Annotated in this window: 12 protein-coding genes and 1 pseudogene; 6 read left to right on the top strand and 7 right to left on the bottom strand. The window is 71.8% G+C overall.

The window, feature by feature from the left end; translation table 11 throughout:
* Window positions 1–5 precede the first annotated feature (5 nt).
* The 4 genes from ACFTZL_RS06565 to ltnD are packed head-to-tail and all read right to left on the bottom strand — an operon-like array spanning window position 6 to window position 4,258.
* A complete protein-coding gene (locus ACFTZL_RS06565) occupies window positions 6–1,313 on the bottom strand; it encodes an MFS transporter (RefSeq protein WP_382579065.1) in 1,308 nt (435 codons plus the stop codon).
* A 50-nt stretch (window positions 1,314–1,363) separates the two neighbouring features.
* On the bottom strand, window positions 1,364–2,062 hold the full coding sequence (locus ACFTZL_RS06570; RefSeq protein ID WP_382579068.1) for an aldolase: 699 nt from the start codon (window positions 2,060–2,062) through the stop codon (window positions 1,364–1,366).
* Window positions 2,059–3,339, bottom strand: a complete 1,281-nt coding sequence (gene otnK / locus ACFTZL_RS06575; protein ID WP_382579070.1) for a 3-oxo-tetronate kinase — start codon at window positions 3,337–3,339, stop codon at window positions 2,059–2,061. The genes ACFTZL_RS06570 and otnK overlap by 4 nt, the downstream gene beginning before the upstream one ends.
* A gap of 1 nt (window position 3,340) precedes the next feature.
* Window positions 3,341–4,258, bottom strand: coding sequence for an L-threonate dehydrogenase (ltnD, locus tag ACFTZL_RS06580; RefSeq protein WP_382579073.1), 918 nt, complete (start codon window positions 4,256–4,258; stop codon window positions 3,341–3,343).
* A 158-nt stretch (window positions 4,259–4,416) separates the two neighbouring features.
* Between ltnD and ACFTZL_RS06585 the strand changes: the two are divergent.
* From ACFTZL_RS06585 to cobM, 4 genes and pseudogenes are all read left to right on the top strand, one after another.
* Window positions 4,417–4,530: pseudogene (locus ACFTZL_RS06585) on the top strand (acyl-CoA dehydrogenase family protein); the annotation flags it as partial.
* Window positions 4,527–5,570, top strand: coding sequence for an enoyl-CoA hydratase/isomerase family protein (locus ACFTZL_RS06590; protein WP_382579075.1), 1,044 nt, complete (start codon window positions 4,527–4,529; stop codon window positions 5,568–5,570). The pseudogene ACFTZL_RS06585 and the gene ACFTZL_RS06590, both read left to right, overlap by 4 nt.
* Window positions 5,571–5,719: 149 nt before the next feature.
* Window positions 5,720–7,003 carry a precorrin-6y C5,15-methyltransferase (decarboxylating) subunit CbiE gene (gene cbiE / locus ACFTZL_RS06595; protein WP_382579077.1) on the top strand — a complete coding sequence of 428 codons (1,284 nt, stop codon included), beginning with the start codon at window positions 5,720–5,722 and terminating at the stop codon, window positions 7,001–7,003.
* Window positions 7,000–7,749, top strand: a complete 750-nt coding sequence (gene cobM, locus ACFTZL_RS06600) for a precorrin-4 C(11)-methyltransferase (RefSeq protein WP_382579080.1) — start codon at window positions 7,000–7,002, stop codon at window positions 7,747–7,749. Before cbiE ends, cobM begins: the two co-directional genes overlap by 4 nt.
* Window positions 7,750–7,804: 55 nt before the next feature.
* Here the strand turns inward: cobM and ACFTZL_RS06605 are convergent, their stop codons facing one another.
* Entirely contained in the window at window positions 7,805–8,923 is a 1,119-nt protein-coding gene (locus ACFTZL_RS06605; RefSeq protein ID WP_382579081.1) for a cobalt-precorrin-5B (C(1))-methyltransferase, read from the bottom strand.
* Window positions 8,924–8,941: 18 nt separating this feature from the next.
* Here ACFTZL_RS06605 and ACFTZL_RS06610 point away from each other — a divergent pair, with 18 nt between their 5' ends.
* The gene (locus tag ACFTZL_RS06610) at window positions 8,942–9,697 is read left to right on the top strand and encodes a cobalt-precorrin-6A reductase (RefSeq protein WP_382579084.1); all 756 of its coding nucleotides are present in this window, start codon (window positions 8,942–8,944) and stop codon (window positions 9,695–9,697) included.
* Window positions 9,698–9,807: 110 nt separating this feature from the next.
* Window positions 9,808–10,932, top strand: coding sequence for a HoxN/HupN/NixA family nickel/cobalt transporter (locus ACFTZL_RS06615; protein WP_382579087.1), 1,125 nt, complete (start codon window positions 9,808–9,810; stop codon window positions 10,930–10,932).
* A gap of 16 nt (window positions 10,933–10,948) precedes the next feature.
* Here ACFTZL_RS06615 and ACFTZL_RS06620 read toward each other — a convergent pair whose 3' ends face one another.
* Window positions 10,949–12,439, bottom strand: a complete 1,491-nt coding sequence (locus ACFTZL_RS06620) for a precorrin-2 C(20)-methyltransferase (RefSeq protein WP_382579090.1) — start codon at window positions 12,437–12,439, stop codon at window positions 10,949–10,951.
* On the bottom strand, window positions 12,436–12,668 hold a 233-nt coding region (locus ACFTZL_RS06625; RefSeq protein ID WP_382579093.1), incomplete at its 5' end, for a precorrin-8X methylmutase. The genes ACFTZL_RS06625 and ACFTZL_RS06620, both read right to left, overlap by 4 nt.

Below are 12,668 nucleotides of genomic sequence, written 5' to 3' on the forward strand. Positions count from 1 at the left end.
ACCGGTCAGCGGTTGACGGTCTGCTTGTCGGTGGTGAGGACCGCGGCGGCGCCGACGACGAGGCTGAGCGCCAGGACGTACATCGGGAGCGATGTCGAGCCGGTGGCGTCCTTCAGCGCGCCGATCATGTAGGGGCTGACGAAGCCGGCGAGGTTGCCCACCGAGTTGATCGCGGCGAGGCCGACCGCGGCGGCGGTGCCTCCGAGGAACGCGGTGGGGAGTGACCAGAACAGCGGCGCGCAGGTCAGCACCCCGGCCGCGGCGAAGGACAGCGCGGCCAGGGACAGCGCGGTGGACCCGGCCCAGCCGGCCGCAAGCGAGAAGCCGACGGCACCCATGAGGCTCGGGACGACCAGGTGCCAGCGGCGCTCGCGGCGCTTGTCCGCCGAACGCCCGAACAGGTTCATCGTGACGAGTGCGGCCAGGAACGGCACCGCGCTGAGTACCCCGATCGCGAGGTTGCCCTCGATGCCAGTGGACTCGACGAACGTGGGCATCCAGAAGGTCAGGGCGTACTGCCCCATCACGAAGCAGAAGTAGATGAGGCACATCAGCCACACCTTCGGCTCGCGGAAGGCGTCCCAGACCCGGCCGTGCACCGTCTGGTGCGCCGCGTCCTCGGCGATCGCCCGCTCGACGATGTCCTTCTCCTCGTCGGTGAGCCACTTCGCGGCGCGCACGCTGTTGTCGAGGTAGAACAGGGTGGCCACGCCGATCAGGAGTGCGGGGATCGCCTCCAGCAGGAACATCCACTGCCAGCCCTGCCAGCCGTGCACACCCTGGAACCGGTCCATGATCCAGCCGGACAGCGGGTTGCCGAAGATGCCGGCCACCGGGATGGCGGACATGAACATCGCGATCACCCGGGCACGACGCTGCGACGGGAACCAGTACGTGCAGTAAAGGATCACCCCCGGGTAGAACCCCGCCTCCGCGGCGCCGAGGAGGAACCTGAGGACGTAGAACATCGTCTCGTTGCTGACGAACACGAACGACGCCGAGACCAGACCCCAGCTGATCATGATCCGGGCGATCCAGGTGCGGGCGCCGACGCGCTGCAGCATCAGGTTCGACGGCACCTCGAAGAGGAAGTAGCCGATGAAGAACAGGCCGGCGCCGAGGCCGTACGCCGCCTCGCTGAATCCGAGGTCGTCGGACATCTGAAGCTTCGCGAAGCCGACGTTGACCCGGTCCAGATAGGAGACGACGTAACAGAGGACGAGGAAGGGGACGATACGTCGTACGACCTTGCGGAAGACGGCGTTCTCACGGGCGACGTCGGGGATTTGGGACGCCGATATGGGCATGGACATGGCGATCCTTTGAGCGGCTCAGGGGAATTCTCCGGCAAGGGAGAAGGGGTTCACCACGCGGCGTTGAACGTGGACCTCAGTTCATCGAGCGCGTGATCGGGGAGCGGCTCGGGGCGACGGTCGGTCAGGAGCCAGAGACGTGCCGTCTCCTCGAGTTCTTCGAGGACGGCGAGAGCGGTGGCCGCGTCGGGGCCCCAGACCACGGGGCCCAGCCGGTCCAGCAGCACCGCCCTGATGGGCGTACGGCTCGCTGCGCGATCGGCGATGCGGGCGGTCACCAGGTCGGCCACGCGCGGGTCGCCGGGCCGGTGGTAGGGGACGAGCGGGACATGCCCGACCTTCATCACGTAGTACGGCGTGATGGGCGGCAGCACGTCCTGGGCGCTCCACACACCGGCCAGCGTGAGCGCGACCAGGTGCGTGGAGTGGGTGTGGACGACGAACCGGGCCGTGGGGTCGGCGGCACAGATGCGCCGATGGAGCGTCAGGGTCTTGCTGGCACGGTCGCCCGCGATCTGCTCACCCCGGGCGTCGGCCAGCGCCAGGCGGCCGGGTTCGAGGAACCCCAGGGCGGCGTCGGTGGGCGTGATCAGATGGTGGTCGCCGACCTTGGCACTGATGTTGCCCGCGCTGGCATGGACGTAGCCCCGGGCGAACAGGCTGGTGCCCACGCGGACGATCTCGTCGCGGGCCCGGTCGACCGCCTCGTCGTGTGCTGTCCCGGCGCTGGTGCTCGGCTGCGGGTTCATGCGGCCTCCTCGTCCAGGAGCGCGAAGGAGCGGGTGAAGAAGTCGGGGCCGCCGAAGTTGCCGGACTTGAGCGTGATGTGGAGCGTGTCTCCATCGGGAAGAGCCGCCGCGCACCACGGCACACCGGGGTCGATCTGCGGCCCGATCCGGAGTCCGGTGATGCCGAGTGCCTGGACGACCGCCCCCGAGGTCTCACCTCCCGCGACGACGAGCCGGCGCACGCCACGCTCCACGAGCCCCTGCGCGATGCGGGCCAGCGTCCGCTCCACGAGCTCACCGGCCTCGGCGGCACCGAGCCGGCCCTGCACGGTCCGGACCGTGTCGGCGGACTCGGTGGAGTAGACGAGGACGGGCCCGTCGTCCAGGTGCGACTCGGCAAAGTCCAGGGCCTGCCCGACCACGTCCTCGCCGGCCGCCACACGCAGCGGGTCCACGCTGAAGGCGGGTCGGCCGGTGCGCAGGTACTCGAGGACCTGACGGTTGGTGGCCGTGGAGACCGAGCCCGAGACGACGGCCCGGTGACCGGCGGGAGGCGGCAGCTCCGCGGCGGCGCGGGACGGCTTGAACCCCCAGTTGGCGGGAAGGCCGATCGCCAGCCCCGAGCCTGCGGTCACCAGCGGGAACCCCTGGACCGCCGCGCCCAGGCGCACCAGGTCGTCGTTGGAGACGGCGTCGACGATGGCGATCCCGAAGCCGTCCTCCCGCAGGGCGTCGACGCGGGCCCGGATCGCCTCGACACCGTCGGCGACGGCCGTGTGGTCGACGAGGCCGACCTCCCGCGTGGTCTGCGCGCCGAGGACGGAGACCAGATTGGAGTCGGTCATCGGGGTGAGCGGGTGGTGGCGCATGCCGCTGTCGCTGAGCAGCACGTCGCCGACGAAGAGATGCCCCTTGAAGATCGTGCGCCCGTTGTCGGGGAACGCCGGCGTCGCGACCGTGAAGCCGGTGCCCAGAGCGTCCATCAGGGCCTCGGTCACCGGCCCGATGTTGCCGGCCGGTGTCGAGTCGAAGGTGGAGCAGTACTTGAAGTAGATCTGCTCGGCGCCCATGGACCGCAGCCAGGCGAGTGCCCGCAGGGACGCCTCGACGGCGTCGGCCGCCGGGACGGTCCGCGACTTGAGGGCGATCACCACGGCGTCCGCGTCCAACGCCTGCTCGACGCCGGCCGGTGGTGTGTCGATCAGCTGAACCACGCGCATGCCCGCGCGCACCAGGTTGTTGGCGAGGTCCGTGGCGCCGGTGAAGTCGTCGGCGATGCATCCGAGACGGATTCCCATGTCAGGCCTCCACCGGCTTGGGCAGGTCGACCCCCGGGAAGATCTTGATGACCGCGCTGTCGTCCTCGGCCCCCAGTCCGGACGCCGACGCCTGGAGGAACATCTGGTGGGCGGTGGCGGCGAGGGGGAGCGGGAACCGTTCCGGCCGGGCGGCGTCCAGCACGAGCCCGAGGTCCTTGACGAAGATGTCGACGGCCGAGAGGGGCGTGTAGTCACCGTCGAGCACATGGGCCATGCGGTTCTCGAACATCCAGGAGTTGCCGGCGCTGTGCGTGATGACCTCGTAGAGCGCCTCGGCCGGAACGCCCGCCTTGATGCCGAGGGCCATCGCCTCGGCCGCGGCGGCGATGTGCACGCCCGCGAGAAGCTGGTTGACGATCTTGACCTTCGAGCCGAGCCCGGCGTGCTCTCCCAGGCGGTAGACGGTGCTGCTCATGGCCTCGAGCACCGGGTCGGCCAGGGAGTACGCCTCGGTGGAGCCCGACGTCATCATGGTGAGTTCACCGGCCGCGGCGCGCGCGGCGCCGCCGGAGATGGGGGCGTCCAGGTACAGCACGCCCTTCTCGGCCAGGCGGTTCTCGAGCGCGGCGGACCAGCCCGGATCGACCGTGGAGCACATGACGAAGACGGAGCCGGGGCGGAGCCGGCCGGCCGCGCCCTCGGCACCGAACAGCACGGTCTCGACCTGCGCGGCGTTCACCACCACGCCGACCAGGACGTCCACCGCGGCTGCCAGCTCGCCACAGGTCCCGAACGCCGTCCCGCCGTCGCGGGCGAAGTCCGCGGCCGTCTCCGGCCGCAGGTCGTGAACGCCTACGTCGTACCCCGCCGCCCGCAGGCTCCGGGCCATCCCGAGGCCCATGGCTCCTAGACCCACCACGCCCACCCGCGGTCGCGCGGGCTTGTTCTGGTCGCTCATGCCCATCCTCGCCTTGCCGTGCCGTCCGGAGCGCGGTTGCATCAACCGTGCTCCCGGGAGATCAGGTCATATGATGACCTGAGGACAGTGAAATGAGTGGTGTGATGTCCGTCACGCACCCTCGACCGCAGCCTGACCCCTCTCGCCGACCGTCAGGCGAGTACGGCATCGTGAAGATCGTCCGTGACCTGCGAGTCCACCAGCTCCTGGAAGGAACCGACGAGATCATGCGCGTCATCGCGGCCCGAGGCCTGACGGAGGCGCTCGGATGACCGACGTCCAGTTCCGTACGACGGGCCGTGCCGCCCACATCGTCCTCAACCGGCCCAAGGCCCTCAACGCCCTCACCCACGCCATGGTGCGCCGCATCGACGAGGCCCTGACCGACTGGGAGCGGGACCCGGCCGTCGAGACCGTCGTCATCACCGGTGCGGGGGAGCGCGGCCTGTGCGCGGGCGGCGACATCCGCGGCATCCACGACGACGCCCGCGACGGGGACGGCACCGCCTCGGCCGCGTTCTGGCACGACGAGTACCACCTCAACGCCCGCATCGCCCGCTACCCCAAGCCCTACGTCGCCGTCATGGACGGCATCGTCATGGGCGGCGGCGTCGGCGTCTCCGCGCACGGCAGCGTCCGGATCGTCACCGAGCGTTCGAGGATCGCCATGCCCGAGACCGGCATCGGCTTCGTCCCGGACGTCGGGGGCACCTACCTGCTCGCCCTCGCCCCGGGCGAACTCGGCACCCACCTCGCGCTGACGGGCGCCCAGATCGGCGCCGGGGACGCACTCCTGACCGGCCTCGCCGACCACTACGTACCGTCCGAGGCGCTGGGACGGTTCGTCGACGACCTCGCCGGCACGCCCGTACGGGAAGCCTTGGACCGGCATGTGAAGCCCGCACCGGAAGGGGAACTGGCCGGGCGGCGGGAGTGGATCGACTCCTGCTTCGCTTCCGACACGGTCGAGGAGATCGTCCAACGGCTGCTCGCGTACGGCGACCCGGCGGCGAAGGAGACCGCCGAGACCCTGCTGGCCAGGTCGCCCACTTCGCTCAAGGTCACCTTGACCGCCCTGCGCCGCGCCCGCCGGCTCGGCCCGCTGGAGCGGGTGCTGGAGCAGGAGTACCGGGTCTCCTGTGCGTCCCTGAGCACGCCAGACCTGGTCGAGGGCATCCGCGCCCAGGTCATCGACAAGGACCGCGACCCCCGCTGGTCACCGGCCACTCTCGACGAGGTCACCGACGCCGACGTGGAGCGTTTCTTCGCACCCCTGGGCGAGCGCGAACTCGGCCTCGCCGGATCCGGGTGAAGGCCGGACACCGTCGGCAGGCTGTTGCAAGCAGCGTGCAATAAGGGCCAGGAAAATGCGCACCCGAGCAAAGGCGTGCTGGTCGGCGCCCAGTAGAGTGCGCGTTTGTCGCCCACGAGAGCTGCCCCCGAATCCCGAGGTACCGCGCAGTGAACCCCGCACGTCCCGCTCCGACCGCCGCCGTGACCGTCGTCGGGATCGGGGCCGACGGCTGGGAGGGACTGACCGACGCCTCTCGCGCCGCGCTGAGCGAGGCCGAGGTCCTGATCGGCGGCCCGCGTCAGCTCGACCTGCTGCCCCCGCGCTGCGCCGGGGAGCGGATCTCCTGGCCCTCGCCCCTGCGCCCAGCGGTCCCCGGCCTGCTCGCGGCACACGCCGGCCGCCGGATCGCCGTACTGGCCAGCGGGGACCCCATGTTCTACGGCATCGGACGTGCCCTCGCCGAGGAAGTCGGGGAAGCGGGCCGGGAAGCGGGCGCCCTGCGCGTCCTGCCCCACCCCTCCTCCGTCTCCTACGCGGCCGCCCGCCTCGGCTGGCCGCTGGAGGACGCCGAGGTCGTCACGCTCGTCGGCAGGCCCGCCGCCCGTCTCGCCGCCGCCCTGCACGACGGCCGTCGGATCCTCGTCCTCAGTGCGGGCGCCGACACGCCCGGCGAGGTCGCCGCCCTGCTGCGGGACCGGGGATTCGGGGCGAGCCGGATGCGGGTCCTGGAGCAACTCGGCGGCGCGCGGGAGCGCACGACCGCCGAGGCCAGGGCGGACGACTGGCCGGACGCGCAGCCACCCGGCGACCCCCTGAACATCGTCGCCGTCACATGCCGCCGCGCCCCGGACGCCCTGCGCCTCGGCGCGGTGCCGGGCCTCCCGGACGACGCGTACGAGCACGACGGGCAGCTCACCAAGCGGCACGTCCGCGCCGTCACGCTCAGCACCCTCGCCCCCGCCCCCGGGGAACTGCTGTGGGACATCGGCGGAGGCTCGGGCTCGATCGCCATCGAGTGGCTGCGCACCCACCCCTCATGCCGCGCGATCACCGTCGAGCGTGACCCGGTGCGCGCCGCACGCATCACCCGCAACGCCGACCGTCTCGGCGTGCCGGGCCTGCGGGTCGTCACGGGCGCCGCGCCCGCCGCCCTGGCCGAACTGCCCCCGCCCGACGCCGTGTTCGTTGGCGGCGGCCTCACCGCGCCCGGCCTCCTCGACGCCTGCTGGGAGGCCCTGCCCGCAGGTGGGCGGCTGGTCGCCAACACCGTGACCCTGGAGTCAGAGGCGCTCCTCGCCGACGCCCACCGTCGTCACGGCGGCGAGCTGGTGCGGCTCGCGGTGGCGCACGCCGTTCCCGTGGGCGGCTTCACCGGGTGGCGGCAGGCGATGCCTGTGACCCAGTGGGCCGTACAGAAGACCCTCGACACCCCTTCGGGAGCCAACAGATGACCGTGTACTTCATCGGCGCCGGACCCGGTGCCGCCGATCTGATCACCGTGCGCGGCGCCCGCACCCTCGCGGCCTGCCGGGTCTGCCTCTACGCGGGCAGCCTGGTCCCGCGCGAGCTGCTGGCCGAATGTCCGCCGGACGCCCGGCTGGTGGACACCGCGCAGCTCACCCTGGACGAGATCACCGCCGAGCTGGTCCGCGCCCACGAGGAGGGGCACGACGTGGCACGGCTGCACTCCGGGGACCCGTCGGTGTTCAGCGCGGTCGCCGAGCAGATGCGACGGCTGGACGCGGCCGGAGTGCCCTACGAGGTGGTCCCGGGGGTCCCGGCCTTCGCCGCCGCGGCGGCGGCCCTGAAGCGGGAGCTGACCGTGCCGACCGTCGGCCAGACCGTGATCCTCACCCGCGTCGCCCAGCGTGCCACCGCCATGCCCGACGGGGAGGACCTGGCCACCCTCGGCCGCAGCGGCGCGCTGATCGTGTTGCACCTGGCCGCCGGCTACGTGGACCGCGTGGTCGACGAACTCCTCCCGCACTACGGCGCCGACTGCCCGGCAGCCGTCGTCGCCTACGCCTCCCGCCCGGACGAGGTGATCATTCGCGGCACCCTCGACGAGATCGCCGGGAAGACGAAGGAGGCCGGGGTGCTGCGCACGGCCGTGATCATGGTCGGGCGGACGCTGGGGGCGCAGGAGTTCCGGGACAGCCACCTCTACTCGGCGGAGCGGGAGCGTCACGTGTGCTGAGCGGCTCGGGGAGGCACCGCCGGCGCCGGGGATCTCAGGCCACCGAGCTGAGCCCTCAGGCCACCGCGCTGCGCCCCACCACCGTGCCCGCCCGGTCGATGCAGATCACGTCGACCGTGACCGGCGCACCACGCAGCACCGCCAGTGCCTCGTCACGAGCGGTCCTGGCGACCAGATCACCGAGCGGCACTCCGGCGGCCATGCACGACTGCAAGGCGGCCAGCCCGGTGTTGGCCTCGGCCACCTCGGCGCACAGCGCCTCGTCCGCGCCGCCCTGCCGGGCCAGTTCGGCGAGGAAGCCCTTGTCGACCTGGGAACGGGCGGAGTGCAGGTCGAGATGGCCGGCGGCCAGCTTGGACAGCTTGGCGAAGCCACCGCAGATGGTCAGACGGTCCACGGGGTGGCGGCGGATGTACTTCAGCACGGCGCCCGCGAAGTCGCCCATGTCGAGCAGGGCGTCCTCGGGCAGCCCGTACTCGGCGACGACCGTCTTCTCCGACGTCGACCCGGTGCACCCGGCGACATGCGTACGGCCGGCGGCCCTTGCCACATCGACACCCCGGCGGATGGAGTCGATCCACGCCGAGCAGGAGTACGGCACCACGATCCCGGTGGTGCCGAGGATGGACAGGCCGCCCAGGATGCCCAGCCGCGGATTCCAGGTGGAGCGGGCGATCTCCTCGCCGTGGTCGACGGAGACGGTGATCTCGACGTCGCCGCTGCCACCGTGCCGGGCGGCGACCTCGGCCACGTGCTCGCGCATCATCCGGCGGGGGACGGGGTTCACGGCCGGCTCGCCGACGGGCAGCGGCAGGCCGGGGCGGGTGATCGTCCCGACCCCGGACCCCGCCCTGAAGACCACCCCGGCCCCGGCGGGCAGCCGCCGTACCGTGGCCCGGACCAGCGCGCCGTGCGTGACGTCCGGGTCGTCGCCCGCGTCCTTGACGATGCCCGCCATCGCGTATCCGTCGCCCAACTCCTCGGCTGCCAGCGCGAACGACGGTGTCTGCCCCTTGGGCAGGGTGATCGTCACCGGGTCGGGGTACTCCCCGGTCAGCAGCGCCGTGTACGCGGCCGTCGTGGCCGCCGTCGCACAGGCGCCGGTGGTCCACCCGTGCCGCAGGCCGGTGTGCTCCAGCTGGGCCCTGCGGCCACCCTTCACTTCGCTGCTCATGAACGGACCTGAACTTCCATGCACGTACTGATACTCGGCGGGACCACGGAAGCCCGCCGCCTTGCCGAACTGCTCCACGACACACCCGGCCTGACCGTGACCAGCTCCCTCGCCGGGCGGGTGGCCGGCCCCCGGCTGCCTCCGGGCGAGGTCCGGATCGGCGGCTTCGGCGGCACGGAGGGGCTGACCGCGTGGCTCTCCGAGCACCGGGTGAACGCACTCATCGACGCCACCCACCCTTTCGCCGGGACGATCAGTTTCCACGCGGCACGTGCCGCCGCCACCGCCCATGTTCCCCTGCTCGCGGTGCGGCGCCCCGGCTGGGTCCCGGTAGCCGGTGACGACTGGCGCGAGGTCGGCTCCCTGGAGGAGGCCGCGACGCTGCTGCCCACGCTCGGCCGCCGCGTGTTCCTCACCACCGGACGCATGGGCCTGGCCGCCTTCGCCGCCCTGGACGACCTGTGGTTCCTCGTCCGTTCCGTCGACGCGCCCGAGGCCCCCCACCCGCTCCGCATGGAGGTGCTGCTCGACCGTGGCCCCTTCACCCTCGACGGCGAGCGCGAGCTGCTGCGCCGCCATCGCGTCGACGTCGTCGTGACGAAGGACAGCGGGGGAGCCGCCACGGCACCGAAGCTCACGGCCGCGCGGGAGGCCGGGCTGCCGGTGGTCGTGGTCCGCCGGCCGCCGGTTCCCGAAGGGGTGCAGGAAGTGGGGGAGCCGGAAGAAGCGGTCCGGTGGATCAGGAGCCGGCGCACTTTCCCGGCTGCTGGCTGAAACCTGACGGGGGCTTTGCCGCCCAGGGCTTGTACCTGCAATGAGTTCGCAGAAATCTGGAGGGCGCGACTGAGAACAGTCGATCGCCGACCAGTAAGGCCCACGCCTCCATGACCACCGCTCACGCATCCGCCCGCACCACGATGACCCGCAAGGAGTGGACGAGCCTCGGCGGAATGGCCGCGTTCATCCTCGCGCTGCACGTCATCGGCTGGTTCACGCTCGTGGTGATCGTCGCCCCGGAGCACTACAGCCTCGGCGAGCGGACCTTCGGCATCGGGATCGGCGTCACGGCCTACACCCTGGGCATGCGGCACGCCTTCGACGCCGATCACATCGCCGCCATCGACAACACGACCCGCAAGCTGATGAGCGAGGGCCAACGCCCGCTGTCGGTCGGCTTCTGGTTCTCGCTCGGGCACTCCTCGATCGTCTTCGTGCTCGCCTTCCTGCTCTCCCTCGGAGTGAAGGCACTGGCCGGACCGGTCGCGAACGACGACTCCACCCTGCACGGTCTCGCCGGCTGGATCGGCACCACCGTCTCCGGGACGTTCCTGTACGTCATCGCGATCATCAACCTGGTGATCATGATGGGGATCTGGAAGGTCTTCCGGCAGATGCGCTCGGGCCACTTCGACGAGGCGGCACTGGAGAAGCAGCTCGACAACCGTGGCTTCATGAACCGCGTCCTCGGCCGCCTGATGAAGTCGATCACCAAGCCATGGCAGATGTACCCCCTGGGCCTGCTCTTCGGTCTCGGCTTCGACACGGCGACGGAGATCGCCCTGCTGGTGCTCGCCGGTTCGGGCGCCGCGTCCGGCCTGCCCTGGTACGCGATCCTGTGCCTGCCGGTCCTGTTCGCGGCCGGCATGTCGCTGCTCGACACCATCGACGGCTCGTTCATGAACTTCGCCTACGGCTGGGCCTTCTCCAAGCCGGTGCGCAAGGTCTACTACAACCTCACCATCACCGGCCTGTCCGTCGCCGTGGCGCTGCTCATCGGCACGGTCGAACTGCTGGGCCTGATCGCCGAACAGGCCGACCTGCACGGCCCGTTCTGGGACTGGGTGTCCGGCCTGGACCTGAATGTCATCGGCTACGTCATCGTCGGGCTGTTCTTCGCCACCTGGGCCGTGGCCCTGCTGGTGTGGAAGGTCGGCCGGATCGAGGAGAAGTGGACGAAGGGCCTGGCCCGGCCCGCCCCGGCCCCCGCTTCGGTGGCCGAGGAGAACTGAACCGGGCCGCACCCGCCTACGCCTCGGGATACCGGCGCGGAGTCCAGACGATCTCCTCGCCGTCCCCGCGCCGGACGGCCTTCGTCTGCGAAGACCCGACCAGCAGGATCGTGCGCATGTCGACCTCGGCCGGATCCAGGTCGGCCAGCCGCACGATCCGGACCCGCTCACCGGATCCGCCCACGTCCCGTGCCACCACCACCGGGGTGTCCGGTGCCCGGTGCTCCAGCAGCAGCTCACGGGCCTTGCCCACCTGCCAGGTACGGCTGCGGGAACCGGGGTTGTACAGCGCCAGCACCAAGTCCGCCGAGGCGGCCGCGCTCAGCCGCTCGGCGATGACCTCCCACGGCTTGAGCCGGTCGGAGAGCGAGAGGGCGGCGTAGTCGTGCCCGAGCGGGGCGCCCGCACGGGCCGCCGCCGCGTTGGCGGCCGTCACACCCGGCAGCACCCGCACCGCGACGTCCGCGTACTGCTTCTGCGACGCGACCTCCAGAACGGCCGTCGCCATGGCGAAGACGCCCGGGTCGCCGCCCGAGACGACCGCGACCCGCCGCCCGCGCCGGGCCAGATCGAGGGCGAACTCGGCGCGCTCCGACTCGACCCGGTTGTCCGAGCCGTGCCGGATCTGACCGGCGCGCCGCGGCACCCGGTCGAGGTAGGTGGTGTAGCCGACCAGGTCGTCGGCGGCGGCCAGCGCGCCCCGCGTCTCGGGTGTCAGCCACAGCGGACCGGCCGGCCCGGTCCCGACCACGACGACCTCGCCCCGCTCCCGGGCCTCGGGCCGCTCGGCGTCGACCTGGCTGGGCAGCACGGCCACCGAGAAGTACGGCACCGACTCCGGGTCCACGTCCGCCAGTTCGGCGAGCCGCTCCCCGGCCATGGTGGCCCGCTCGACATACCGGGCCTCGCCGAGCCGCCCCGAACTCTCCAGCGCGCTGCGCACCTTGGTGAAGGTCCGCCCCAGCTTCATCACCACGGCCACATCCGTCGCGGCGAGCCGTGCGGTCAGCTCCTCCTCGGGCAGCGTGCCCGGCAGGATGGTCAGCACCTCCTCGCCCTCGGCGAGCGGGGTGCCCAGCCGTGCGGCGGCCGCGGACACGGACGTGACGCCGGGGATGACCTCGGTGTCGTAGCGGTCGACCAGCCGCTTGTGCATGTGCATGTAGGAGCCGTAGAAGAGCGGATCGCCCTCGGCGAGGACCGCGACCGTGCGTCCCGCGTCCAGGTGCGCGGCGAGCCGGGCCGACGCCTCGGCGTAGAACTCCTCCATCGCGCCCTTGTAGCCGCCGGGATGGTCGGTGGTCTCGGTCGTGACCGGGTAGACCAGCCGCTCCTCGATGTGGTCGGCGCGGATGTGCTGCGCCGCGATCGAGCGGGCGATGGAACGACCGTGCCGCGCACTGTGGTACGCGATCACATCCGCCTCGGCGATGGCCTCCACGGCCCGTACGGTCATCAGGGACGGGTCACCGGGGCCGAGCCCCACCCCGTACAGCTTGCCGCTCACTCTTCCTCACTCGCGATCGCGTTGAGCGCGGCGGCGGCGATGGCGCTGCCCCCGCGACGGCCGCGCACGACCAGGTGCTCCAGGCCCGACGGGTGCGCGGCCAGGGCGTCCTTGGACTCGGCGGCCCCGACGAAACCGACCGGGACACCGATCACGGCGGCCGGCCGGGGTGCCCCCTCGTCGATCATCTCCAGCAGCCGGAACAGGGCGGTGGGCGCATTGCCGACGG

The organism is Streptomyces sp. NPDC056948 (assembly GCF_042674225.1).
In the GTDB taxonomy this organism is placed as follows: Bacteria; Actinomycetota; Actinomycetes; order Streptomycetales; family Streptomycetaceae; genus Streptomyces; species Streptomyces purpurascens.

Coding starts and splice junctions, on each gene's coding strand:
- ACFTZL_RS06565 (WP_382579065.1), bottom strand. CDS start 1,313: ATGTCCATGCCCATATCGGCGTCCCAAATCCCCGACGTCGCCCGTGAG.
- ACFTZL_RS06570 (WP_382579068.1), bottom strand. CDS start 2,062: ATGAACCCGCAGCCGAGCACCAGCGCCGGGACAGCACACGACGAGGCG.
- otnK (WP_382579070.1), bottom strand. CDS start 3,339: ATGGGAATCCGTCTCGGATGCATCGCCGACGACTTCACCGGCGCCACG.
- ltnD (WP_382579073.1), bottom strand. CDS start 4,258: ATGAGCGACCAGAACAAGCCCGCGCGACCGCGGGTGGGCGTGGTGGGT.
- ACFTZL_RS06590 (WP_382579075.1), top strand. CDS start 4,527: ATGACCGACGTCCAGTTCCGTACGACGGGCCGTGCCGCCCACATCGTC.
- cobM (WP_382579080.1), top strand. CDS start 7,000: ATGACCGTGTACTTCATCGGCGCCGGACCCGGTGCCGCCGATCTGATC.
- ACFTZL_RS06605 (WP_382579081.1), bottom strand. CDS start 8,923: ATGAGCAGCGAAGTGAAGGGTGGCCGCAGGGCCCAGCTGGAGCACACC.
- ACFTZL_RS06610 (WP_382579084.1), top strand. CDS start 8,942: ATGCACGTACTGATACTCGGCGGGACCACGGAAGCCCGCCGCCTTGCC.
- ACFTZL_RS06615 (WP_382579087.1), top strand. CDS start 9,808: ATGACCACCGCTCACGCATCCGCCCGCACCACGATGACCCGCAAGGAG.